The organism is Streptomyces sp. NPDC046900, assembly GCF_040644975.1.
In the GTDB taxonomy this organism is placed as follows: Bacteria; Actinomycetota; Actinomycetes; order Streptomycetales; family Streptomycetaceae; genus Streptomyces.
Window position 1 is genome coordinate 86,925 of record NZ_JBEYXD010000004.1, and the last position, 22,895, is coordinate 109,819.

At 71.0% G+C, this 22,895-nt stretch carries 23 protein-coding genes; 14 read left to right on the plus strand and 9 right to left on the minus strand.

Translation table 11 applies throughout. From position 1 onward, the window contains the following. Positions 1-16: 16 nt before the first annotated feature. The gene (locus ABZ904_RS05900; RefSeq protein WP_360989146.1) at positions 17-1,813 is read right to left on the minus strand and encodes an AMP-binding protein; all 1,797 of its coding nucleotides are present in this window, start codon (positions 1,811-1,813) and stop codon (positions 17-19) included. 302 nt (positions 1,814-2,115) lie between these two features. On the opposite strand from ABZ904_RS05900, the gene ABZ904_RS05905 reads away from it, so the two are divergent. The 6 genes from ABZ904_RS05905 (at position 2,116) to ABZ904_RS05930 (ending at position 7,447) form a co-directional block, all read left to right on the plus strand. Continuing rightward, positions 2,116-2,913, plus strand: a complete 798-nt coding sequence (locus ABZ904_RS05905; RefSeq protein ID WP_359389040.1) for a metallophosphoesterase — start codon at positions 2,116-2,118, stop codon at positions 2,911-2,913. 162 nt (positions 2,914-3,075) lie between these two features. Continuing rightward, positions 3,076-3,522: an SRPBCC family protein gene (locus ABZ904_RS05910; RefSeq protein WP_359389043.1), complete on the plus strand. Its 447-nt coding sequence runs from the start codon at positions 3,076-3,078 to the stop codon at positions 3,520-3,522. A 90-nt stretch (positions 3,523-3,612) separates the two neighbouring features. Beyond that, the gene (locus ABZ904_RS05915) at positions 3,613-4,791 is read left to right on the plus strand and encodes an ArsA-related P-loop ATPase (RefSeq protein WP_359389046.1); all 1,179 of its coding nucleotides are present in this window, start codon (positions 3,613-3,615) and stop codon (positions 4,789-4,791) included. A gap of 102 nt (positions 4,792-4,893) precedes the next feature. Further along, on the plus strand, positions 4,894-5,409 hold the full coding sequence (locus ABZ904_RS05920) for a DUF5304 domain-containing protein (protein ID WP_359389049.1): 516 nt from the start codon (positions 4,894-4,896) through the stop codon (positions 5,407-5,409). 110 nt (positions 5,410-5,519) lie between these two features. Then, positions 5,520-6,473, plus strand: coding sequence for an ROK family glucokinase (locus ABZ904_RS05925; RefSeq protein WP_359389052.1), 954 nt, complete (start codon positions 5,520-5,522; stop codon positions 6,471-6,473). Between the two features lie 215 nt (positions 6,474-6,688). Continuing rightward, a complete protein-coding gene (locus ABZ904_RS05930; RefSeq protein ID WP_361821408.1) occupies positions 6,689-7,447 on the plus strand; it encodes an endonuclease/exonuclease/phosphatase family protein in 759 nt (252 codons plus the stop codon). 5 nt (positions 7,448-7,452) lie between these two features. Here the strand turns inward: ABZ904_RS05930 and ABZ904_RS05935 are convergent, their stop codons facing one another. Both ABZ904_RS05935 and ABZ904_RS05940 read right to left on the minus strand, forming a co-directional pair. After that, complete coding sequence (locus ABZ904_RS05935; protein WP_359389057.1) at positions 7,453-8,016, minus strand: hypothetical protein; 564 nt, start codon at positions 8,014-8,016, stop codon at positions 7,453-7,455. Continuing rightward, positions 8,009-8,788 carry an alpha/beta fold hydrolase gene (locus ABZ904_RS05940; protein ID WP_361821411.1) on the minus strand — a complete coding sequence of 260 codons (780 nt, stop codon included), beginning with the start codon at positions 8,786-8,788 and terminating at the stop codon, positions 8,009-8,011. The genes ABZ904_RS05935 and ABZ904_RS05940 overlap by 8 nt, the downstream gene beginning before the upstream one ends. Positions 8,789-8,950: 162 nt before the next feature. On the opposite strand from ABZ904_RS05940, the gene ABZ904_RS05945 reads away from it, so the two are divergent. The 5 genes from ABZ904_RS05945 to ABZ904_RS05965 all read left to right on the plus strand — a co-directional run bounded on the left by ABZ904_RS05945 (position 8,951) and on the right by ABZ904_RS05965 (position 14,117). Further along, a complete protein-coding gene (locus tag ABZ904_RS05945; protein WP_359389062.1) occupies positions 8,951-9,709 on the plus strand; it encodes a lysophospholipid acyltransferase family protein in 759 nt (252 codons plus the stop codon). 30 nt (positions 9,710-9,739) lie between these two features. After that, positions 9,740-10,975, plus strand: coding sequence for a DUF5931 domain-containing protein (locus ABZ904_RS05950; protein ID WP_361821414.1), 1,236 nt, complete (start codon positions 9,740-9,742; stop codon positions 10,973-10,975). Positions 10,976-11,123: 148 nt separating this feature from the next. Further along, complete coding sequence (locus ABZ904_RS05955; RefSeq protein WP_359389068.1) at positions 11,124-11,816, plus strand: response regulator transcription factor; 693 nt, start codon at positions 11,124-11,126, stop codon at positions 11,814-11,816. A 150-nt stretch (positions 11,817-11,966) separates the two neighbouring features. Beyond that, a complete protein-coding gene (locus ABZ904_RS05960) occupies positions 11,967-12,995 on the plus strand; it encodes a 6-phosphofructokinase (RefSeq protein ID WP_359389071.1) in 1,029 nt (342 codons plus the stop codon). Between the two features lie 120 nt (positions 12,996-13,115). Then, complete coding sequence (locus tag ABZ904_RS05965) at positions 13,116-14,117, plus strand: 2-hydroxyacid dehydrogenase (RefSeq protein WP_359389074.1); 1,002 nt, start codon at positions 13,116-13,118, stop codon at positions 14,115-14,117. Here ABZ904_RS05965 and ABZ904_RS05970 read toward each other — a convergent pair. After that, entirely contained in the window at positions 14,063-15,970 is a 1,908-nt protein-coding gene (locus ABZ904_RS05970) for an anthranilate synthase family protein (protein WP_359389077.1), read from the minus strand. The two genes, ABZ904_RS05965 and ABZ904_RS05970, sit on opposite strands and share 55 nt — an antisense overlap. 101 nt (positions 15,971-16,071) lie before the next feature. Beyond that, positions 16,072-16,128 carry a trp operon leader peptide gene (locus tag ABZ904_RS05975; RefSeq protein WP_359389524.1) on the minus strand — a complete coding sequence of 19 codons (57 nt, stop codon included), beginning with the start codon at positions 16,126-16,128 and terminating at the stop codon, positions 16,072-16,074. A 96-nt stretch (positions 16,129-16,224) separates the two neighbouring features. Between ABZ904_RS05975 and ABZ904_RS05980 the strand changes: the two genes are divergently transcribed. Together ABZ904_RS05980 and ABZ904_RS05985 are read left to right on the plus strand one after the other, a co-directional pair. Further along, entirely contained in the window at positions 16,225-17,577 is a 1,353-nt protein-coding gene (locus ABZ904_RS05980) for a class II 3-deoxy-7-phosphoheptulonate synthase (protein ID WP_359389080.1), read from the plus strand. A gap of 148 nt (positions 17,578-17,725) precedes the next feature. Next, positions 17,726-18,004, plus strand: a complete 279-nt coding sequence (locus ABZ904_RS05985) for a (2Fe-2S)-binding protein (protein WP_359389083.1) — start codon at positions 17,726-17,728, stop codon at positions 18,002-18,004. On the opposite strand, the gene bfr is transcribed toward ABZ904_RS05985, so the two are convergent. Further along, positions 18,001-18,480 (minus strand): bacterioferritin, encoded by a 480-nt coding sequence (bfr, locus tag ABZ904_RS05990; protein ID WP_360989163.1) that lies wholly within the window; start codon positions 18,478-18,480, stop codon positions 18,001-18,003. The genes ABZ904_RS05985 and bfr overlap by 4 nt on opposite strands. Positions 18,481-18,634: 154 nt before the next feature. Here bfr and ABZ904_RS05995 point away from each other — a divergent pair, with 154 nt between their 5' ends. Further along, entirely contained in the window at positions 18,635-19,267 is a 633-nt protein-coding gene (locus ABZ904_RS05995) for a sulfite oxidase-like oxidoreductase (RefSeq protein ID WP_359389089.1), read from the plus strand. 26 nt (positions 19,268-19,293) lie between these two features. Here the strand turns inward: ABZ904_RS05995 and ABZ904_RS06000 are convergent, their stop codons facing one another. The 3 genes from ABZ904_RS06000 to pknB all read right to left on the minus strand — a co-directional run bounded on the left by ABZ904_RS06000 (position 19,294) and on the right by pknB (position 22,845). Beyond that, complete coding sequence (locus tag ABZ904_RS06000; protein WP_361821420.1) at positions 19,294-19,854, minus strand: DUF4396 domain-containing protein; 561 nt, start codon at positions 19,852-19,854, stop codon at positions 19,294-19,296. Positions 19,855-19,954: 100 nt separating this feature from the next. Continuing rightward, on the minus strand, positions 19,955-20,854 hold the full coding sequence (locus tag ABZ904_RS06005; protein WP_360989170.1) for a deoxyribonuclease IV: 900 nt from the start codon (positions 20,852-20,854) through the stop codon (positions 19,955-19,957). A 71-nt stretch (positions 20,855-20,925) separates the two neighbouring features. Beyond that, entirely contained in the window at positions 20,926-22,845 is a 1,920-nt protein-coding gene (gene pknB / locus ABZ904_RS06010) for a Stk1 family PASTA domain-containing Ser/Thr kinase (RefSeq protein WP_361821422.1), read from the minus strand. Positions 22,846-22,895 lie beyond the last annotated feature (50 nt).

The window sequence follows — 22,895 nt, forward strand, 5'->3', positions numbered from 1 at the left end:
TGAGGGCATAGGCCCCCTACTTCCGGTAGATGGCCTCGATCTCGTCCGCGTAGTCCTTGGCCACCACGTTGCGCTTGAGCTTCAAGGACGGCGTGAGGTGGCCCGACTCCTCGGTGAACTGGGAGGGGAGAATGCGGAACTTCCGCACCGATTCCGCCTTCGACACCGCGGCGTTGCCGTCGTCGACCGCGTCCTGGATCGCCGCGAGCAGATCCTGGTCGTCACGCAGCGACGCCGCGGTGGAGCCCGCCGGCTTGCCGTGCTCGGCGGCCCAGCGGCCCAGGAACTCCTCGTCGACGGTGATCAGCGCGCCCACGAAGGGCCGCCCGTCGCCCACCACCATGCACTCCGCGACGAGTGCATGCGCCCTGATGCGGTCCTCGATCACGGCCGGGGCCACGTTCTTGCCGCCCGCGGTGACGATGATCTCCTTCTTGCGGCCGGTGATCCGGAGGTAGCCGTCCTCGTCGAGGGTGCCTATGTCGCCCGTGTGGAACCAGCCGTCGGCCAGCGCCTCCGCGGTGGCGGTCTCGTTGTTCCAGTACTCCCTGAACACGTGCTCGCCGTGCAGCAGCACCTCGCCGTCGTCCGCGATGCGGATGACGGAGCCCGGCAGCGGCTGGCCGACCGTGCCGATCTTCTGCCGGTCCCAGGGGTTGAACGCCGTCGCGGCACAGGTCTCGGTCAGGCCGTAGCCCTCCAGGACCGTGAAGCCCATCCCGCGGAAGAAGTGGCCGAGGCGCTCGCCGAGCGGGGCACCTCCGGAGATGGCGTACTCGCCGCGGCCGCCGAGCACCGCGCGCAGCTTGCTGTAGACGAGCTTGTCGAACGTCTTGTGCTTGATCTTCAGACCGAAGGACGGGCCCGACGGGGTGTCCAGCGCCTTGCTGTAGGCGATGGCGGTGTCGGCGGCCTTGTCGAAGATCTTGCCCTTGCCGTCCGCCTGCGCCTTGGCGCGCGCCGAGTTGTAGACCTTCTCGAAGACGCGCGGCACACCGAGGATCAACGTCGGCCGGAAGGCGGCGAGTTCGTCGGTGAGGTGCTTGATGTCCGGGGCGTTGCCCAGCTTGATGGGCGCCATCATGGGCGCGATCTGCACCAGACGTCCGAAGACATGCGCGAGCGGCAGGAAGAGGAGCACGGAGCACTCGCCGGTGCGGAAGAGGGGGCGCAGCCGCTCGACGATGTTGCCGCACTCGGCGAAGAAGTTGCGGTGGGTGAGCACACAACCCTTGGGGCGCCCGGTGGTGCCGCTGGTGTAGACGATGGTCGCCGGGTCGTCGGCCTTGGCGAGCGAGCTGCGCTCGTCGACCGTGGCGTCGCTGACGTCCTTCCCGGCACGCCCCAGTTCCTCGACGCCTCCGGGCTCGATCTGCCAGACGTGCTTGAGTGCGGGCAGCCGGTCGCGCACGGCCTCGACCGTCGCGGCGTGCGCGTCCAGCTCGACCACGCAGGCGGTGGCGCCCGAGTCGCTCAGGATCCACTCCACCTGCTCCGGAGAGCTGGTCTCGTAGACCGGCACGGTGATCGCGCCGGCGCTCCAGATGGCGAAGTCGAGCAGCGTCCACTCGTAGCGGGTCCTGGACATCAGACCCACCCGGTCGCCCGGCTGCACTCCGGAGGCGATGAGCCCCTTCGCCGCGGCGCGCACCTCGGCGAGGAAGACGGTTGCGGTGACGTCCTGCCAGGCACCGGCCACCTTGCGGGCGATGACGGCGACGTCGGGATGCTGCGCGGCGTTTCTACGGACGATGTCGGTCAGATTGCCGTCCGCAGGGACCTCGTACAAAGCCGGAAGGCTGAACTCGCGCAAGACTGCTGCTCCTCATAGGGCGCCGACGCCACGACGGTGTGTGCTGCGACGGTGCGGTCCAAGGCTCGGTCAGGTGCGCAGGGTTCTCCCAAGGATGGTTGAAATCCTGAGCACGACTGGACTGCCCGGACGTTACCCGTCGGTATGGCCTCTCCGACAGGGGGGCCCGACGAGATGTTCCGTGCGTCACACGGGTTGGCGTTCCTTCGCGCACAGTAGTCCACGCACTTCTTGACTGGCCAGTAATCGCAGGTCCGGCCGCCACTGTTCACGTTTGCCGCACACCTTTACCCTTGATCGCCATGGCACCCACACCGGGCGGTAACCGAAGGACGCGCGTTCACGTGGTCAGCGACGTGCACGGCAACGCGCGTGACCTGACGAGAGCCGGCGACGGGGCGGACGCGCTGATCTGCCTGGGTGACCTGGTCCTCTTCCTCGACTACGCCGACCACTCGCGCGGCATCTTCCCCGATCTGTTCGGCGTGGAGAACGCCGACCGCATCGTCGAACTGCGCACAGCCCGCCGCTTCGCGGAGGCCCGGGCCTTCGGTGCGCACCTGTGGGCCGGTATCGGCACGGACCGCGCCGCGGTCATCGAGAAGGCGGTCCGCAGGCAGTACACCGAGTTGTTCGCGGCGTTCCCGACGCCGACGTACGCCACCTACGGCAATGTCGATATACCGCCTCTCTGGTCCGAGTACGCCCAGCCGGGTACGACCGTCCTGGACGGTGAGCGAGTGGAGATCGGCGGCTGGACCTTCGGCTTCGTCGGCGGGGGCCTGCGCACCCCCATGCGGACCCCGTACGAGATCGGCGACGAGGAGTACGCGGCGAAGATCGAGGCGCTCGGCGAGGTGGACGTGCTGTGCACCCACATTCCGCCGGAGGTTCCCGAGCTGGTGTACGACACGGTGGCGCGCCGCTTCGAGCGCGGCAGCCGCGCCCTGCTGGACGCCATCCGCCGCACGCGCCCGCGCTACTCGCTCTTCGGCCATGTCCACCAGCCGCTGGTGCGGCGGATGCGGATCGGGAGGACGGAGTGCGTGAACGTGGGGCATTTCGCCGGCAGTGGGAGGCCCTGGGCGCTGGAGTGGTGAGGGGCGCGCGGGCGGCGTCCGCTCCGGGGCGACGGGCTGGTGGCTCACGGGCAGGTGGGGTGGTAGCGGCGCGGCGCGCGCGCGGTAGCCTTCACGCTGCACACACGTGCGCACGTGCACTTCACCCTCCCTCACCGGACCGCATCTGGAGGAGCCACGGCGATGGCCGAACACACCAGCTCGAGCATCACGATCGAGGCGGCCGCGGCCGACGTCATGCGGGTGATCGCCGACTTCGCGCGCTACCCGGACTGGACGGGTGAGGTGAAGGAGGCCGAGGTCCTCGCGACGGACGCGCAGGGCCGTGCCGAGCAGGTACGCCTGGTGATGGACGCGGGCGCGATCAAGGACGACCAGACGCTCGCCTACACGTGGACGGGCGAGCGCGAGGTCTCCTGGACCCTGGTCAAGTCCCAGATGCTGCGCTCCCTGGACGGCTCGTACCTTCTGAAGCCGGCGGGCCCGGGCGGCACCGAGGTGACGTACCAGCTCACCGTGGACGTCAAGATCCCGATGCTCGGCATGATCAAGCGCAAGGCCGAGAAGGTCATCATCGACCGGGCACTGGCGGGGTTGAAGAAGCGGGTGGAGACCGGGGACGTCAAGTAGCCGTCCGCGTGACCCCGGCCGCTCCGTGACTCGAGGCTCGCCGATGTCCCTGCCCGACCCGTCGGCCGGGCCCCGGTACCGTTCACGCTCATGCGCACCATCCTGATCACCGGCTCCGGCGGCTCCGGCCGGACCACCGTCGCCGCGGCCACCGCGCTGGACGCCGCCCGCAAGGGCACGCGCACCCTCGTCCTCAGCGCGGACCGCACAGACACCCTCGGTGCCGTGCTCGGCGTCCCGACCGGCGCCACCCCCGTCGAAGCCGCCCCCGGACTGAGCGCCTGGCGTCCCGACGCCGCCGCCCGCTTCCGGGACGATCTCCTCGCCTTCCAGGACCGCGCGGCCGGAGTGCTCGACCTCCTCGGTGCCGCCCGGCTGGACGCCGAGGAGGTCACCCCGCTGCCCGGCGCCGAGGAACTCGCCCTCCTGCGCGCCCTGCGCGACGCCGCCCTCTCCGAGGTGTACGACCTCCTCGTCGTCGACCTGCCCCCCGTACCGCAGGCCCTCGTCCTGCTCGCCCTCCCCGAGGAGCTCCGCCGCTATCTGCGCCGTGTGCTCCCGCCGGAGCGGCAGGCCGCCCGTGCCCTGCGCCCCGTCCTCGGCCGTCTCGCGGGTGTCCCGATGCCCGCCGAGTGGCTGTACGAGGCGGCCGCCCGCTGGGACGTGGAGCTGGCCGCCGTCGAGGCCGTCGTCGCCGACCGCGCCACCAGCGTGCGGCTGGTGGCCGAGCCGGGGCCGGCCGGCGCCGACACCCTCCGCGCCGCGGTCACCGGCCTCGCCCTGCGCGCCCTGCGCCCCGAACTGCTGATCGCGAACCGGGTCCTGCCCGACACCGGACACGACGCCTGGCTCGCGGGTGCCGTCGCCCAGCAGCGCAAGGCATTGGAGGAGTGGCAGGGGACGTACGGTCTCCAGGGCGTTCACGGCGTTCCGCATCTCGGCCGCGACCCGCGCGGCGCCGACGACCTCGCCGACCTGGGCGTGCCCGCCGTCAACGAGGCACCCGCCCCGGTCGAGTGGCTGGTGGCGGACCGGCTCGCCGAGGACGGAGTGCTGGTGTGGCACATCCCGCTGCCGGGCGCCATACGGGACGAACTGGATCTTGTCCGCCGCGGCGACGAACTCGTGGTGTCCGCCGGACCCTTCCGCCGGATCGTTCCGCTTCCCTCCGCCCTGCGCCGCTGCACGGTGGCCGGGGCGGCCCTGCGCGAGGGCGAGCTGCGGATCCGCTTCGTTCCCGACCCGGAGCTGTGGCCGCGCCTCGGCTGACCTGCCCCCGGCCCGGGGCGCCGGAAGCGGGCCGGTACATGGTGAGACGGGTACCGCCGTTCGGGTAACGTCGGGAGTACGAACCGCAGTCAGGAGTCCGCCATGAGCGAAGAGCGCCCCACGTCCGACGCCGCTCACCAGGGGGCCGCCGACGAGACGGTCGTCCCCCCTGCCGGTGCGCAGCGGGAAGCCGCGACCGATGCCGACGCCTGGGCGACGGCGTGCGCCGAGGACCTCGCCGCGGAGAAGGCCCGCCGCCGTGCCCGGTACGGCACGCCGCCCGGCTCGGCCGCCGAGGAACTGCGCAAGCTCGTCGACGCCGTCGCGGAGAAGCTGTCCGGGCTGCAGACGCCGCTGTTCGGCGCCGCGGCCTCGGGAGCGGCCCAGCAGGTGGTGCAGCAGGTGGTGCAGCAGGCCAAGGCCGCCGTGGAACCCGTCATAGAACGCAACCCTGCGGTCTTCGACCACCTCGCCGCGGCCGGCTCGGAGCTGCTCGCCGCCTACCGGTCCGCCGTCGAGGGCCACGAGAGGCGATGGACCGGCGGCACCTCCGAGGACTTCGACCCCCGCGGGCCGGGCGACGACCAAGGTCCGGGGGAGCGCATCGACCTGGACTAGTCCCGACGGGGACGGGGCCGAAGGCCCCTGCTGCCAGGAGCGATCCGCCGCCCCTCAGCCCCCTCGGGTACGGTGGGCCGTAGCGGGGCTCGACCGAAACTGAGGGATTCATGGGACTCACCATCGGCGTCGACATCGGCGGCACGAAGATCGCGGCCGGTGTGGTCGACGAGGAAGGCAACATCCTCTCGACCCACAAGGTGCCGACCCCGGGCACGCCCGACGGCATCGTGGACGCGATTGCCGCTGCCGTCGAGGGCGCCCGTGCCGGACATGAGATCGTCGGCGTCGGGATCGGCGCCGCCGGATACGTCAACCGCCAGCGCTCCATGGTCTACTTCGCGCCGAACATCGACTGGCGGCAGGAGCCGCTGAAGCAGAAGGTCGAGGCCCGCGTGGGCCTCCCGGTGGTCGTCGAGAACGACGCGAACGCGGCCGCGTGGGGCGAGTACAAGTTCGGCGCGGGCAAGGGCCATCGCAACGTCATCTGCATCACGCTGGGCACCGGCCTCGGCGGCGGCATCATCATCGGCAACAAGCTCCGCCGCGGCCACTTCGGCGTGGCCGCCGAGTTCGGCCACATCCGGATGGTCCCGGACGGCCTGCTGTGCGGCTGCGGTTCGCAGGGCTGCTGGGAGCAGTACGCCTCCGGCCGCGCCCTCGTCCGGTACGCGAAGCAGCGTGCCAACGCCACCCCCGAGAACGCCGAACTGCTGCTGTCGCTCGGTGACGGCACCCCCGACGGCATAGAGGGCAAGCACATCTCGATGGCCGCCCGTCAGGGCGACCCGGTGGCCGTGGACTCCTACCGCGAGCTGGCCCGCTGGGCCGGCGCCGGCCTCGCCGACCTGGCCTCCCTGTTCGACCCCTCCGCGTTCATCGTGGGCGGCGGTCTCTCCGACGAGGGCGAGCTGGTCCTCGACCCGATCCGTAAGTCGTACAAGCGCTGGCTGGTCGGCGGCAACTGGCGCCCGGTCGCCCAGGTGATCGCGGCCCAGCTGGGCAACGAGGCGGGCCTGGTGGGCGCCGCGGACCTGGCCCGGGAGCCCGACCCGATCATGTAGCGGTCACCCCCCTTGTTTTCGCGCCTCGGTCGGTCTCCGGGGCGCAGCCGGTGTCGAGAGCCCGAGCGCGCTGAGCCTTCGGGTCTCCGCGTTCCCCCACGTTCCCCTTCGCTTGCGTGGGAGGGGCCCAAGGGCTCTCGACACCGTCGCGCACCTCGGCTCACTCGCCAATACCCCTCGGTATGCGCTCGGCGGTTGGGCGTATGTTGACCGGCATGGCGTCCTCGACCCCGCTGCTGCCCAACTCCCAAACCGAACCCGACGGTTCTGCCGTCTTGAGGGTTCTCGGCTACAACATCCGCTCGATGCGTGACGACACCGACGCGCTCGCCCGGGTGATCAGCGCCTGCGCGCCCGACCTGGTGCTCGTCCAGGAGGCCCCGCGTTTCTTCCGCTGGCGCAAGAAGCTCGCCCGGCTCGCCGCAGCCTCCGGCCTGGTGGTCCTCTCCGGCGGCGGCACCGCGGCCGGACCGGCGATTCTCTGCTCGCTGCGCGCCACGGTCGAGCGCACCGAGGACGTGCTGCTGCCCCTCACCCCCGGACTGCACCGGAGGGGCTTCTCGACCGCCGTCGTGCGGTTCGGCGGCGCCCGCCTCGGCGTGGTCAGCTTCCACCTCAGCCTGGAGCGCGAGGAGCGGTACGCCCAGGGCGGCATGCTGCTCGACCGGCTGGCCGGGCTGGGCGTCGAGCACGTGATCGCGGGCGGCGACCTCAACGAGCGCCCGGACGGGCCCACCTTCAAGCGCCTGGCGACGGACCTCCAGGACGGCTGGGCCACCGCCCCGTGGGGCGACGAGTACACCTGGACGCCCGGCGACCCCTGTCAGCGCATCGACGCGATCTTTGCCACGGGCGGCGTCGAGGTCCTCGGCTGCGGTGTCCCCCTCGGCCACCCGGGGGTGACGCAGACGGACCTGAGGGCGGCCACGGACCACTTCCCGGTCCTGGCCGCCCTCAGGGTTTCCGCGTCGTAGGCCGGTCAGACGACCGCGCCCCGCCCCGGGTCGTCGTCCTCCTCGTCGCCCGTCTTCATCCGCACCACCAGGGTCGCGAAGCCGCCGAGGAAGCCGCCGACGCCGACCGTGGTGAGCCACCACGTCATGTCCCAGCCGAGCAGCACCGCCAGCAGGAGCACGACCGGGCCGCCGATCACCCCGAGCCAGGCGAACTTCGCCGTCGTGTCCGCCGTGGGCAGCGGCGGCGGCTCCGGCGGGACGAAATGGCCCTCGTCGTCCTCGTCGAAGTCGTCCTCGGAGGGCTCGGGCGGGGTGTAGTCGCGCGGGCCGACGCCCGGTGCGAAGGAGATCGAGCTGCCCAGCGGCTTGGCCGGCTTCTCCTTCGGCGCGTCGTCGTTCCTGGCGCCGTCCGGCTCCCAGTCGGGCAGCGCCAGGTCCTCGACCGGCTTGTACGGCTTGCTGCCCGGCGGGTCCGCCGGCTCCTCGCCGTACCCCGCGACGATCGCCGCCCAGGCGGCCTCCTCGTCGAAGGGCACACCCTTCTCGTCCGGCTCGCGGTCCTCGCGGTCGGAGTCGTGCTCAGCCACCTGCGGCCGTCCCTTCCTTGCCGAGACTGGGCGCGAGCCGGCCGATGAACGCGTGGGTCTCCTCGAAGATCCGGTCCGCGTCGTTGTCCAACGTCGCCACGTGGTAGCTCTGTTCCAGCAGGATCTCCCGCACGTCCGTGGAGGAGACCCGGCTCAGGATCCGCGCCGAGTCGGCCGGCGGGACCACATGGTCCTGCGGGCTGTGCAGAAGCAGCAGCGGCTGGGTGACCTGAGGGAGCTCTCCGTCGACGATACGGAAGAAGTTCCGCAGGGAGTACGCCGCGTGCAGGGGCACCCTGTCGTATCCCAGCTCCTCGCTGCCTTCCTTGGCGATGTCGCTGGCGATCCCCGGCGTCGACCGCACGAGGTGGCGGGCCACCGGCAGCGCGTACGCGGTCAGTCCGTGCACCTTGTTCGCCGGATTGACCATGGCGACGCCGCTGATGGCGTCCCCGTACTTGGCGGCGAGGCGCAGGGCGAGGGCGCCGCCCATGGACAGGCCGGCCACGAAGACCTGAGCACAGCGCTCGCGCAGGGCCCGCAGCTCGCGGTCCACCTCCGCGTACCAGTCCGGCCAGCCGGTGAGCTGCATGTCCTCCCAGCGCGTGCCGTGCCCGGGCAGCAGCGGCACCGACACGGAGAGGCCGCGCTCGGCGAGATACTCGGCCCACGGGCGCAGCGACTGCGGGGAACCGGTGAAGCCGTGGCAGAAGAGGACGCCGACCTCCCCGCCGTCATGGCGGTACGGCTCGGCTCCAGGGAGGACCGGCACGTCGGTCTCCTGTTCATGTAAAGGGGCTGGGCACGTCGATTGCAGGTACTTCACCGTACGCGACGGCACTGACACCGACCAGGGCCGTCGGCCTCTTTGCCGACCGGGCGCGTTATGGTCTCTTCGACAGACACAGGAGGCACTCGGTTGTTGTACGGCGCGATGAAGGTAGCCATCGGGGGGCCGCTGAAGCTCGCCTTCCGGCCCTGGGTGGAAGGCCTCGAGAATGTTCCCGCCGAGGGCCCCGCGATCCTCGCGAGCAATCACCTGTCCTTCTCGGACTCGTTCTTCCTGCCCGTGATGCTCGACCGCAAGGTCACCTTCATCGCCAAGGCCGAGTACTTCACCACGCCCGGGGTGAAGGGCCGGCTGACCGCCGCCTTCTTCAAGGGCGTCGGACAGCTGCCCGTCGACCGCTCCGGCGCGCGCGGCGCGGGCGAGGCCGCCATCAAGAGCGGTATCGAGGTGCTGGAGCGCGGCGAACTGTTCGGTATCTATCCGGAGGGCACGCGCTCGCCCGACGGCCGCCTCTACCGGGGCAAGCCCGGCGGCCTGGCGCGCGTGGCGCTCGCCACCGGCGCGCCCGTCCTCCCGGTCGCCATGATCGGCACGGAGAAGATCCAGCCGCCGGGGAAGGTCATGCCCAAGCTGATGCGCCCGGGCATCCGTATCGGCAAGCCGCTCGACTTCCGCCGCTACCAGGGCATGGAGCAGGACCGTTTCGTCCTGCGCGCGGTGACCGACGAGGTCATGTACGAGATCATGAAGCTCTCCGGCCAGGAGTACGTCGACATGTACGCGACCGCCGCCAAGCGGCAGATCGCGGAGGCGGCGAAGGCGGAGAAGCAGGCGCACAAGGAATCCGAACAGGCGCAGAAGGACGCGGAGAAGGCGGCCGGGAAGGAACCGGCGGGCTCGTAACGCCGTCCGTACGGCTCGGGGGTGGGGGACGTGGCCAAGCGCGAGCGGGTCATCAGTATGTCGGTCGAGCAGCCGCTGTGGCGCGCGCTCACGGCGTACCGGGTCCTGACGATGGTCTATGCGATCGGGCTTTTCGCGACCGCGTACAGTGCGTTCGCCCGGCCCTGGCTGGCGATCGCGTACTACGTCGTGCTCTGCGTGTGGACACTCGCCACGCTCCCCAGGGTCGCGAACGCGGCGAGCTGCACCAAGCGGTTCCTCGCCGCCGACCTCGCCATCGCGCTCACCGGCATCCTCCTGACGCCGCTCGCCGCGACGCACGAGCGGATCGTCTCGGGCGGCCCCACCCTGCCCTCGATCTGGACCGCCGGATCCGTCCTGGCGTACGCGATCAAGGGCGGCTGGCGGTGGGCGGGCCTCGCCTCCACACCGGTCGCCGCGGCGAACCTGATCGAGCGCGGTGCCCCGGCCCGCGACACCGTCCACAACGTGGTCCTCGTCTGGGTCGCCTCCATCGGGATCGGATACGTCGTCGAGGTCGCCCGTGCCTCCGAGCGCACCCTCGCCCGGGCCCTGGAGATCGAGGCCGCGACCCGCGAGCGGGAGCGGCTGGCCCGGGACATCCACGACGGCGTGCTCCAGGTGCTCGCCATGGTGCAGCGGCGCGGCTCCGCGCTCGGCGGTGAGGCCGCCGAGCTGGGCCGGCTGGCCGGTGAGCAGGAGGTCGCGCTGCGCACCCTGGTCTCCACGGGACTCGTGCCGGTCTCCCGCGTGTCGGAGGACGCGGCGCTGGGCGCGGTCGTCCGTGCGGTCGAGGAGCCGGCCGCCGAGGAGGGCCCCGTCGACCTGCTCTCGTTGCTCGCCCCGCACGCCGGTGCCCGGGTGACCCTCTCCGGACCCGGCGTGCCGGTACCGCTTCCCCGCGCCGCCGCCCGTGAACTGACCGCCGCCGTCGGTGCCGCCCTGGACAATGTCCGCAGGCACGCGGGGGACGGGGCGCACGCCTGGATCCTGGTCGAGGACGAGCTGGACGGGATCGTGGTGACCGTACGGGACGACGGCCCCGGCATCCCGGAGGGGCGGCTCGCCGAGGCGGAGGGAGAGGGGCGGCTGGGGGTCGCCCAGTCGATCCGCGGCCGGCTGCGCGACATCGGCGGCACGGCCGAGGTGATCTCGGTCCCGGGCCAGGGCACGGAAGTGGAACTGAAGGTACCGAAGGCCGTGAAGGACCCGCAGGGGTCACGGGGGAAGGCGGAGCAGCGATGACGGGAGCGCAGCCGGGCCGGGGACCGGTCCGGGAGGCGATGTCCGACGGCCGGCCGCCGGGCCCGCGTTCCGCAGGAGACGCGACGGTGCCGCACGGAGCGGCGCCGCTCCCCGGCCCGGCCGGCGCCGTGCGACAGGCGGCGGGGCGATGACGGCGGACACGGCCGGCGAACGGCGGGACCCGATCAAGGTCATGGTGGTAGACGACCATCCCATGTGGCGGGACGCCGTCGCGCGCGACCTGGCCGAGTCAGGCTTCGACGTGGTCGCCACGGCGGGCGACGGCGACCAGGCGGTGCGCCGCGCCCGGGCGGCCGCGCCCGATGTGCTCGTCCTGGACCTGAACCTGCCGGTGAAGCCGGGCGTGCAGGTCTGCAAGGAGCTCGTCGGCGCCGACCCGGCGCTGCGGGTCCTCGTGCTGTCGGCGAGTGGCGAGCACGCGGACGTGCTGGAGGCGGTGAAGTCGGGTGCGACGGGCTATCTGCTGAAGTCGGCGTCCACGGAGGAGCTGATCGACGCGGTGCGCCGCACCGCGGTCGGCGACCCGGTGTTCACCCCGGGCCTCGCGGGTCTGGTCCTCGGCGAGTACCGCCGCCTCGCCTCGGAGCCCGCCCCCGCCACCGGCGCCGACGAACCGAAGGCGCCGCGGCTGACCGACCGGGAGACCGAGGTGCTCCGGCTGGTCGCCAAGGGACTGGGCTACAAGCAGATCGCCGAGCGCCTGGTCATCTCGCACCGCACCGTGCAGAACCACGTCCAGAACACCCTGGGCAAGCTCCAGCTGCACAACAGGGTGGAACTGGTGCGGTACGCGATCGAGCAGGGGCTCGACGCCGAGTGAACCATTGCTGTGGCATACCACTTTCGAGTGGATTTACGGTGATCAACCAGCTGACATTTCACCGGAATTGACCGGCCGCGCCATGCCGAAGTGACGTGCGTCACCATTAGCGTGACCCGCATCAGGCAACCGCGGCGAAGGGACATTTCCATGCGGGTCGGAGTACTGACCGGAGGCGGCGACTGCCCCGGGCTCAACGCCGTCATCCGGGGCGTCGTGCGCAAGGGCGTGCAGGAGTACGGCTACGACTTCGTCGGCTTCCGGGACGGATGGCGGGGCCCCCTCGAAGGCGACACCGTACGGCTGGACATCCCGGCGGTGCGCGGCATCCTGCCCCGTGGCGGGACGATTCTCGGCTCCTCGCGCACCAATCCGCTCAAGCAGGAGAACGGAATCCGGCGTATCAAGGAGAACCTCGCCAAGGAGGAGGTCGACGCGCTCATCGCGATCGGCGGCGAGGACACCCTGGGCGTCGCGGCGCGTCTGGCCGACGAGTACGGGGTCCATGTCGTCGGCGTACCGAAGACCATCGACAACGACCTGTCCGCCACGGACTACACCTTCGGTTTCGACACCGCCGTCAACATCGCGACCGAGGCGATCGACCGCCTGCACACGACGGCGGAGTCCCACATGCGGGTGCTCGTGGTCGAGGTGATGGGCCGTCACGCGGGCTGGATCGCCCTCCACTCGGGGCTGGCCGGCGGGGCCAATGTCATCCTCATCCCCGAGCAGCGCTTCGGCGTCGACCAGGTCTGCGCCTGGGTGACGTCCCGCTTCAAGGCCTCGTACGCGCCGATCGTGGTGGTGGCCGAGGGCGCGATGCCGAAGGACGGCGACGTGGTGCTCAAGGACGGGTCCCTGGACTCGTTCGGGCACGTCCGGCTGTCGGGCGTCGGCGAGTGGCTGGCGAAGGAGATCGAGCGGCGCACCGGCAAGGAGGCCCGCACGACCGTGCTCGGGCACGTCCAGCGCGGCGGTACACCCAGTGCCTTCGACCGCTGGCTCGCCACCCGCTTCGGTCTGCACGCCATCGAGGCGGTCCGCGACGGCGACTTCGGCAAGATGGTCGCCCTGCGCGGCACGGACATCGTCCGGGTGCCGATCTCCGAGGCCACGGCCAAGCTGAAGACGGTCGACCCGAAGCTGTACGAGGAGGTCGGGGTCTTCTTCGGCTGACATCCGCGGCCTGCCCGCCGTCCCCCAGCAGCATCCCTCCGGGGCGCCCGCCGCACACGCACCCGCATCGCCGTATATTCGGCGGTACCAGGCGATACCGGCCAGACCCCGGAGGGCCCCGTGGAGATCCTCGCGTTCGGTGTGCAGGCGGACGAGAAGCCCCTGCTCGAGAAGGCGTTCGAGGGGTACTCCGACCTCCGCTGTCTTGACGTGTTCCTCAACGAGGACACGGCTCCCATCGCCGTCGGTCACGAGATCGTGTGCAGCAGCGTCAACTGCGAACTGGGCGGAGGAGTCCTCGAAACCCTCGCGGCCGGCGGCACCCGGATGGTCACCCAGCGCTCCACCGGCTTCAACAACGTCGACCTCCCGGTCGCCGAACGCCTCGGCATCACGGTCGCCCGGGTCTCCTCCTACTCGCCCTACTCCGTCGCCGAGTTCGCTTGGACGCTCGGCATGGCCGTCAACCGGCGCATCGTCCGCGCCGGCAACCGCACCCGTGACTTCGACTTCCGCCTCGAGGGCCTGATGGGCCGGGACATGCACGGGCGCACGGCCGGTGTGCTCGGCACCGGCAAGATCGGCGAGGTGTTCACCCGGATCGCCCACGGCTTCGGCATGCGGCTCCTCGGCTGGGACATCGCCGAGAACCCGGCCTGCGCCGCCCTCGGCATGACATACGTCTCCAAGGAGGAGCTGCTCGCCGAATCCGACCTGGTCAGCCTGCACGTACCGCTGATGCCGCAGACCACCCACCTCATCGACGCGGCGGCCCTGAAGACCATGAAGGACGACGCCATCCTCGTGAACTCCAGCCGGGGCGGGCTCGTCGACACCCGGGCCCTGGTCACCGAGCTGCGCGCGGGCCGCTTCACCGGAGTGGGCCTCGACGTGTACGAGGCGGAGGCGGGCCTGTTCTTCCTCGACAAGTCCCTGGAGCCCGTCGAGGACGACACCCTGGCCCGCCTCGTCACCTTCCCGAACGTCCTGGTCACCTCGCACCAGGCCTACTACACCGAGGACGCGGTCGGTCAGATCGTCGACGTCACGGTGCGCAACGTCCTCGACTACCTGGCCGGGCGCCGCTCCGAGAACGTGCTCGTGCCCACGGCGGCCGGCTGACCCAGCAACTCCCGGACGACGGCGGTGCCGCCCACCGACAGCACCGACTCCGGGTGGAACTGGACTCCCGCGAACCCGGGCCCGCGCAGCGCGTGCACCTCGCCGCGGTCGCCGCGGCTGACCTCGATGCCGTGCGTGGCCAGCGCGGCCGCCGCCTCGTCGTCGCACCGCGCCACGAAGCTGTTGTAGAAGCCCACGGTCTCCCGGCGCCCGAACAGGTCGATCTCGGTCTGCGCGCCCTGGTACGGAACCTCCTTGCGCACGATGTCCAGGCCCAGCTCGGCCGCGATCAGCTCATGACCGAGGCAGACGCCGAGGACTCCGTGCGGGTGCGTCCGCACGGCCTCGGCGGCCAGGCCCCGCAGGAACCGCATCTTGGGGTCGTGGAGGTCCGACGGGTCGCCGGGCCCAGGCCCGAGGACCAGCGGTCCCTCGTGCGCGAGCGCCGCCTCCCGCAGCCCGGGCTCGTCGTACCGGCGAACGGTGACCTCCAGCCCCGACGACGTGAGGACGTGCGCGAGCATCGCCGTGAATGTGTCCTCGCCGTCGACCACGAAGGCGTGCCCCGTCGTCTCCGCGGGCCGCTCCTGCATCCGCAGCCAGAACGGCGCGAGCCGGCCCCGGCGCCCGTCGAGCGCCGCCTGGACCCGCGGGTCGTCCGCCAGCCTCGGCCGGGCCTGCTCCTCGCGCGGCCGCGCCGGCCGCACGCCCAGCGCGGCCAGCACCCCGGCCGCCTTCGCGTGCGTCTCCGCGACCTCGCCCGCCGGGTCCGAGCCGCGCACGAGGGTGGCGCCGACGGGCACCCGCAGCCGTCCCTCCGCGTCGATGTCGGCGGTCCGGATGAGGATGGGGGAGTCCAGGGTCTGGGTGCTCGCGGATCCTTCCGGCCCACCGCCCGAGGAGCGCCCGAGCAGCGCGAGCGCGCCCGCGTAGTAGCCGCGGCCACCGACCTCGTGCCGCTCGATCACCCGGCAGGCGTTCTGCACGGGCGAGCCGGTGACGGTCGCCGCGAACATGGTCTCCTTCAGCACCTCGCGCACATCGAGCGAGGACTTCCCGCGCAACTCGTACTCGGTGTGGGCCAGATGGGCCATCTCCTTCAGCCGCGGCCCGACGACGACCCCGCCCATGTCGCCGACCGTGCACATCATCTTCAGTTCCTCGTCGACCACCATCGACAGCTCCTCGATCTCCTTGCCGTCGGCGAGGAAGGCGAGCAGGTCCTCGGGCGTCGGGCCGCCGGCCGGGTAGCGGTACGTCCCGCTGATCGGGTTCATCACGACGGTCCCGCCGGACATGCGCACATGCACCTCGGGGCTGGCCCCCACCAGCGTGCGCTCGCCGGTGTGCACGACGAAGGTCCAGTACGCGCCCCGCTCGCCCACCAGCAGCCGCCGGAACAGCGCGAGCGCGTCGGCCCGGCCGAACCCCGGGATCCGGCCCTGGTAGGTCCGCCGGATCACGAAGTTCGCGCCCTCGCCCCGCCCGATCTCCTCGGCGAGCACCCGGCCGACGATCCCGGCGTACTCCTCGTCGGTGACGTCGAAGCCGCCGTCCTCGACCCGGACCCGGTGTCCGGGGAGCTGGTCCAGGGCCCGGCCGAGCGGTACCTCGTACGACTCATCGGGCAGCAGGGCCAGGAGCGGCGTGCCGTCGTCGCGGACGTCGAAGCCGCGCTCGCGGATCTGGCGGTAGGGCACGAGGGCCAGGCCCCGGTCGGGGAGGTCGGCGAGGCGCTCGTAGTGCGCGACCGGGCCGATCAGCACCTCGACGGTGTCGTGGTCGCGTCCGGGTGTGCGGCGGCGCAGCAGGGCGAACGGGCGGGGGTCGTCCAGCAGGTCGGCCAGGTGCATGGTCCGTTTCCTTCTCGGTGAGGTGAGAGGGAACGGCTCCGGTGCCGAAAACACTGAAGGCCGCCCCTCGGGCGGCCTTCGCGATGTCGTGTGTACGCGCGTCAGTGGGCCGCCGGAGAAGCGGTCCACCACCAGTTCTGGGTCGTGTGCGCGAACATGCGAGGCACCTTACCCCATGTCCACGTGGTGTACTCGGTGTCTCATTTGCTGGGCGTGCGGCGGGGGGCCCGGCCCGACCCCGTAATGTTGATGGGGTGACCGTGAACGCTAAGACCAGCGCGAGCGCTGGCAACACCTGGCGAGACCTGCCCGCGGCGCAGCAGCCCGAGTACCCCGACGCCGAGGCTCTGCGCGCAGTGATCGCGGACCTCGAGTCGTATCCGCCGCTCGTCTTCGCGGGCGAGTGCGACCAGCTGCGCGCCCGGATGGGAGCCGTCGCCAGGGGCGAGGCGTTCCTGCTCCAGGGCGGCGACTGCGCCGAGGCCTTCGACGCGGTGTCCGCCGACCACATCCGCAACAAGCTCAAGACGCTGCTCCAGATGGGTGCCGTGCTCACGTACGCCGCCTCGGTGCCGGTCGTGAAGGTCGGCCGTATCGCCGGTCAGTACTCCAAGCCGCGTTCGAAGCCGACCGAGACCCGCGACGGGATGACCCTGCCGGTCTACCGGGGCGACTCCGTCAACGGCTTCGAGTTCACCGAGGCGTCCCGGATCCCGGACCCGGAGCGGCTGAAGCGGATGTACCACGCGTCCGCGTCGACGCTTAACCTGGTGCGCGCCTTCACCACCGGCGGCTACGCCGACCTGCGCCAGGTGCACGCCTGGAACCAGGACTTCGTGAAGTCGTCGCCGTCCGGGCAGCGCTACGAGCAGCTGGCGCGCGAGATCGACAACGCGCTGAACTTCATGCACGCCTGCGGGGCGGACCCGGAGGAGTTCAAGACCGTCGAGTTCTTCTCCTCGCACGAGGCGCTGCTGTTGGACTACGAGTCGGCGCTGACCCGTACCGACTCGCGCACCGGGCAGCTGTACGACGTCTCCGCGCACATGGTGTGGGTCGGTGAGCGCACCCGGCAGCTGGACGGCGCGCACATCGAGTTCGCGTCGCGGATCCGCAACCCCCTCGGCATCAAGCTGGGCCCGAACACCACTGCGGAGGAGGCGCTGCGGTACGTCGAGCGCCTCGACCCCGAGCGGGAGCCGGGCCGGCTGACCTTCATCGTCCGTATGGGCGCCGACAAGATCCGCGACCGCCTTCCCGAGCTGGTCGAGAAGGTCACGGCGTCGGGCGCGGTGGTGGCCTGGGTGACCGACCCGATGCACGGCAACACGTTCGAGGCTGCCTCCGGGCACAAGACCCGCCGCTTCGACGACGTGCTCGACGAGGTCAAGGGCTTCTTCGAGGTCCACAAGGAGCTCGGCACCCACCCGGGCGGTATCCACGTGGAGCTGACCGGCGACGATGTCACCGAGTGCGTGGGCGGCGGCGACGAGATCTTCGTCGACGATCTGCACCAGCGCTACGAGACGGCGTGCGACCCCCGGCTGAACCGCAGCCAGTCCCTGGACCTGGCGTTCCTCGTCGCCGAGATGTACCGGGACCAGTAGCCGGCGAGGTCGTCACCGGCAGTCGAAGTGGGGCGTGGATCACATGCGATCCAGCCCCACCGCACTTTTCCCACCCGCGCGCCACGGGTAAGGTTAGGTTTGCCTCACCGATCAGTCGGGACGGCATGACCCTCGATCCCGCCGGGAGGTGAACCGCGTGTACGTCTGCAGTTGCTTCGGTGTCACCGAGCAGCAGGTCAAGCAGCACGCGGCAGACGGTGCCTGCACCCCCCGGCAGATAGCGTCCGCCTGTAAGGCGGGCACGGACTGCGGCTCGTGCGTCCGCCGGATCCAGGCCCTGCTGGGTCGCGGCTCCTGCCCTCGCCGTGAGCTCGCCGACCAGGGGAAGCCGGTGCTCACCGAGCTGAGCGGCCCACGCCGTCCGGAGGGGCCGCAGGCGCCGGAAGGTCTGGGAGAGGCCGCCTAGCTGTCCGGCTGCTCGATGAGCTGTGCGATGTAGAGCGCCTCACCGAGCTTCTCCACCAGGGCCAGCTGGGTGTCCAGATAGTCGATGTGTTCCTCCTCGTCCTTGAGGATCGACTCGAAGATCTTCGCGGACGTGATGTCGCCCTTCTCCCGCATGATCGCGACACCCCGTTTGAGCCGGTCGATCGCCTCCACCTCGACCTGCCGGTCCGCCTCGAACATCTCGGTGACGGTCTGCCCCACCCGCACATGGAAGAGCCGCTGGTAGTTCGGCAGGCCCTCCAGGAGGATGATGCGGTCGGTGAGCACCTCCGCATGCCTCATCTCGTCGAACGACTCGTCCCGCGTGTGCTTGGCGAGTTTGTACCAGCCGTAGTTCTCCTGCAGCTTCGCATGCAGGAAGTACTGGTTGATCGCGGTCAGCTCACCGGTGAGCTGCTCGTTGAGGAACTCGATGACCTCCGGGTCGCCCTGCATTACGCGGGCTCCTTCCGAGCGGGGACTGGCGGGTTGCGCCGCATGATTTCACTGGCACCGAGAGGCGTCCAGTAAGTGCACACTCAGTATGGGTTGTCCGGAAAAGGGATCCCGCTGGTCATGTGCACCCTCCGCGGTCTGTCAGGATGGAGTCATGGGTCATCCGGTGGAGCGCGAATCTGGAGAAGCAGTACGGTCCGAGCTTCCGCCGGGACAGCGACTGCAGCGGGGCTGGCCGGTCACGCACTACGGTCCCGTCCCCAAGTTCCGACCCGAGCGCTGGGAGTTCAGGGTCTTCGGCGCCACCGCGGACGGCGAGAAGCACAGCTGGAACCACGAGGAGTTCACGGCGCTGCCGTACTCGACCGTGGTGGCCGATCTGCACTGCGTCACGAAGTTCAGCATGCTCGGGGCCGAGTGGGGCGGCATCCCGGCCCGTACGATCCTGGAGATCGCCCCGCCGGCGCCCACCGTCACCCATGTCATGGTCTGGGCGGAGTACGGATTCAGCTCGAACCTGCGCCTCGCCGACTTCGCCTCGGACCGTACGATCTTCGCCACCCACAAGGACGGCGAGCTGCTCACCGCTGAGCACGGCTTCCCGCTGCGCCTGATCGTCCCGCACCTGTACGCCTGGAAGGGCCCCAAGTGGGTCCGTGGCGTCGAGTACATGACCGCCGACCGCCGCGGCTTCTGGGAGGAGCGCGGCTACCACAACCTCGGCGACCCGTGGAAGGAACAGCGCTACTCGTACCAGGAGGAGCCCGGGGACGGCCCCGAGCTCTGACCCCTGGGTCCGTCCCCGCGCCTGCGTCAGTGGTACTGGTGCATCACGGCGTGGCCCTTGCCGCGGCCGATCGTCCACTTGTTGACCGGGGTGGTCACCACGAAGGCGGCCGCGAGCGAGAGGGCGAGTGAGGACCAGAACAGCGCGTCGTCCAGCTGGGCGTCCATCGCGTCCGGCCACAGGGCGATCACGCCGTTGTCGATCAGCTCCATCACCGCGATCGACAGGGTGTCCGCGGCCAGCGCGACACGGAACGCCGTGCGGAAGCCCACGCCCGCGCGGATGACCGTGCGCAGGGTGAGCGCGTAGCCGAAGAAGAAGGCGAGCGCGATCGCCAGGACGGTGGTCGCCAGGTTGCTCCAGCCGAACGCCGTGCCGGCCACCATGCCGAGCACCTCGCCGATGGCGCAGCCGGTGAGGCAGTGGAGGGTCGCCTGCACGGCCACGTTCCACCTCGCGTCAGGGTGGTGGTGCTGCCCGCCGTGGTGGGTCTCCTCCTCCGGGTGCGGGTGCCCGTCGTCGTGCTCTTCGTGCTCGATGTGCCCCTCGTTGTGCCGAGCGTGCTCGGCGTGCGATCCGTGCTGCATGGATGCCCCCAGGGTGTGGCTACGGTTCCCGTACGGGGCTGGAACGGTATACCCCCCGGGGGTATTCCACAACCAGCCGGGAACCTGTGCCCCCAGGGGTTCAGAAAGCGCGCAGGTCCTTCAGGCGCTGCACATCCGCCGCGTGCCCCTCCTTGCCGCCCGGCGTCTCGATGACCAGGGGCACGCCCTCGGTGGCCGGGTGGGTCATCAGGGCGCGGAACGCGTCCTCGCCGATATGGCCCTGGCCGATGTTGGCGTGGCGGTCCTTGTGGGCGCCGACCACGTCCTTCGAGTCGTTCGCGTGGATCAGCTTGAGCCGTCCCTCACCCACGGTCTCCACCAGCAGGTCCAGCGTCCGGTGCATCCCGCCCGGCGCGGTCAGATCGTGCCCGGCGGCGAAGACATGACAGGTGTCGAGGCAGACGCCCAGCTTGGGGTGGGCGTCGAGGGCCTCGAAGTACGGTCCGAAGTCCCAGGTGCGTGAGCACAGTGAGGCACCCTGGCCCGCGGTCGACTCCAGCAGGAGGAAGGGGTCGTCGTCGTGCGTCAGCTCCTCCAGCACGGGCAGCAGATGCTCGCGCACCTGCTTCAGCGCGACGGTCCTCTCCCGGCCGCCGGTGGCGCTGCCGGTGTGCACGACCACACCCAGCGCCCCGATCTCACGGCCCCGGCGCAGCGAGTGCCGCAGTGACTCCACGGACCTTTCGGCGGTCGCCTCGGTGTGCGAGCCGAAGTTGATCAAGTAGGGGGCGTGGACGTACACCGGGATGGACCCGGCGGCGCAGGCGGCCCGGAACGCCTCGTCCTGCCGCGGGCTGCCGGTGGGTGTCGCCCAGCCGCGCGGATTGGCGACGAAGACCTGTACGGTCTCGGCCTTGAGATCACGTGCGTAGGCCAGCCCGACCGCGTTCAGACCACCGGCCACCGGTACGTGGGCGCCGATCGGGTTGCGGGGGCCACCGGACCCGCGAAGGGGGCCACGGGACTGCTGGGTCGTCACCCTTCCAGGGTGTCATGCGCCCCCCGGCGCCCTGCCGGCCGGTCTCCCCGGGTGATCACCGGGCGCGCCCGTCAGCGGATCCTGATCGTGATCGTCGAGCCCTTCGGGGCCTTCTGACCGCCCTTCACCGACTGCTTCTTGACCGTGTCGCCGAACAGGCCCAGCAGACCCCGGTCCTCCTCGACCTGGAAGCCCGCGTCCTCCAGGGTCTTCTTCGCGTCGTCCACGTTGTCGCCGACCACGTCCGGCACCTCGACCATCTCACGGCCCTTGGAGATCGTCAGCGTGACCGTGTCGCCCTCGCCGACCTCCTTGCCCCCGCCCGGCGACTGCTGGGCCACCTGTCCGGCGTCGAACTCGGACGTGACCTGGGTGTCGGCGATCCGCACCCGCAGCCCCGCGTCCTCCAGCTCGGCCCTGGCGTCGTCTTCGGACGAGCCCGTGACATCGGGCACCTCCACCGGGCTGCCCTTGCTGACGGTCAGCGCGATCGCCGAGCCGCTGTGGCGCTCGGTGCCCGCTTCCGGGTCCGTGCCCATCACGAAGCCCTTGGGCACGTCCTCGCTGAACTCCCGGGTGACCATGCCCGCGGCCAGACCGGCCTGCTTCAGCAGGGCCTGGGCCTTGTCCAGCCGGTAGCCCTTCAGATCGGGGACCCGCACGGTCTCGGGACCGTCCGACACGGTCAGCGTCACCGAGTCGTTGGCGCGGATCCGTGCGCCCGTCGCCGGGTCGCTGCTGATCACCGTGCCGCGCTTGACCGTGTCGCTGTAGGCGTGCTTGACCTGCCTGACCTCGAGCCCGGCCTCCTTGAGCCGGTGCCGGGCCTCGGCCTCCGTCTTCGCCAGCAGCGGGGGGACCTTGGTGAACTGGCCGGAGTTGATGTACCAGAGGCCGGCGCCCGCGCCGAAGACCACCAGCAGAGCGATGATCAGCGCCAGCATCCCGCGGCGGGGGCGTCTCCGGCGCCCGGCGGGCTCGGGCGGCGGTATCTCCAGCCGGCTCGTGCGGTGGAGCACCGCCTTCTCGTCCTCGTCCTCGTTCACCGGGTTCACCGGGAGCAGCCTCGGCAGCACGCTCGTACGGTCGTGCGCGTTGTCGTGCGCCTGGGCGAGCGCCTGCGGCGGTACGGCGTCCAGCTGGTCGGGGCTGAGCGCGCCGCGCGCCCGGATCACCTGGCCGAGCAGCGCCACGGCGTCGTGGGGACGCAGCTCGGGGTTGCGGGCGGTCGCCGACGCCACCAGCTCGTCGAACTCGACGGACAGCCCCGGCACGGCGGCCGAGGGCGGCGGCACGTCTTCGTTCAGGTGCTGGTAGATCACCTGGGCGGGGGAGTCGCCGTGGTGCGGCTTCGCGCCGGTGAGCATCTCGTAGAGGACGACCCCGCACGCGTACACGTCGACCCGGGGGTCCGCGGTGCCCTGCTCGATCTGCTCCGGCGCGAGATAGGAGACCGTGCCGAGCACGGCACCGGTCGTGTTCGTGACGGTGTCCACGGACCGGACGAGACCGAAGTCGGCGACCTTCACCCGGCCGTCGTCCCCTATGAGCACGTTCTCCGGCTTCATGTCGCGGTGCACGAACCCGGCGCGATGCGCGGCACCGAGCGCCGCCAGCACCGGCTCGAGGATGTCGAGGGCGGCGCGCGGTTGCAGCGCCCCGCGCTCGCGCAGCACGTCACGCAGGGTGCACCCGGCGACGTACTCCATGGCGAGGTACACGTACGACCTGTCGGTGCCCTGGTCGAAGACCTGCACCACGTTCGGGTGGGCGAGGCGGGCGACCGACTTGGCCTCGCGTATGAAGCGCTCGACGAACGAGCCGTCGGCGGCCAGCGCCGGGTGCATCACCTTCAGCGCGAGCACACGGTCGAGGCGGGTGTCCACGGCCCGGTAGACCGTGGCCATCCCGCCGACCGCGATGCGCGCGTCGACGCGGTAGCGGCCGTCGAGCACCTGGCCGACGAGGGGGTCCTGAAGGGTCGTATCCACGCAGGTGAGTCTACGAGGGCGCACTGACGGGCCCCGGTGTTACTGCTCCA

Bases quoted from the DNA above. Each gene is read 5' to 3' on its own strand.
- ABZ904_RS05955 (WP_359389068.1), top strand. From the start codon at position 11,124: ATGACGGCGGACACGGCCGGCGAACGGCGGGACCCGATCAAGGTCATG.
- ABZ904_RS05995 (WP_359389089.1), top strand. From the start codon at position 18,635: ATGGGTCATCCGGTGGAGCGCGAATCTGGAGAAGCAGTACGGTCCGAG.
- ABZ904_RS05960 (WP_359389071.1), top strand. From the start codon at position 11,967: ATGCGGGTCGGAGTACTGACCGGAGGCGGCGACTGCCCCGGGCTCAAC.
- ABZ904_RS05915 (WP_359389046.1), top strand. From the start codon at position 3,613: ATGCGCACCATCCTGATCACCGGCTCCGGCGGCTCCGGCCGGACCACC.
- ABZ904_RS05910 (WP_359389043.1), top strand. From the start codon at position 3,076: ATGGCCGAACACACCAGCTCGAGCATCACGATCGAGGCGGCCGCGGCC.
- ABZ904_RS06000 (WP_361821420.1), bottom strand. From the start codon at position 19,854: ATGCAGCACGGATCGCACGCCGAGCACGCTCGGCACAACGAGGGGCAC.
- ABZ904_RS05930 (WP_361821408.1), top strand. From the start codon at position 6,689: ATGGCGTCCTCGACCCCGCTGCTGCCCAACTCCCAAACCGAACCCGAC.
- ABZ904_RS05945 (WP_359389062.1), top strand. From the start codon at position 8,951: ATGAAGGTAGCCATCGGGGGGCCGCTGAAGCTCGCCTTCCGGCCCTGG.
- ABZ904_RS05970 (WP_359389077.1), bottom strand. From the start codon at position 15,970: ATGCACCTGGCCGACCTGCTGGACGACCCCCGCCCGTTCGCCCTGCTG.
- ABZ904_RS05905 (WP_359389040.1), top strand. From the start codon at position 2,116: ATGGCACCCACACCGGGCGGTAACCGAAGGACGCGCGTTCACGTGGTC.
- bfr (WP_360989163.1), bottom strand. From the start codon at position 18,480: ATGCAGGGCGACCCGGAGGTCATCGAGTTCCTCAACGAGCAGCTCACC.
- ABZ904_RS05925 (WP_359389052.1), top strand. From the start codon at position 5,520: ATGGGACTCACCATCGGCGTCGACATCGGCGGCACGAAGATCGCGGCC.
- ABZ904_RS05920 (WP_359389049.1), top strand. From the start codon at position 4,894: ATGAGCGAAGAGCGCCCCACGTCCGACGCCGCTCACCAGGGGGCCGCC.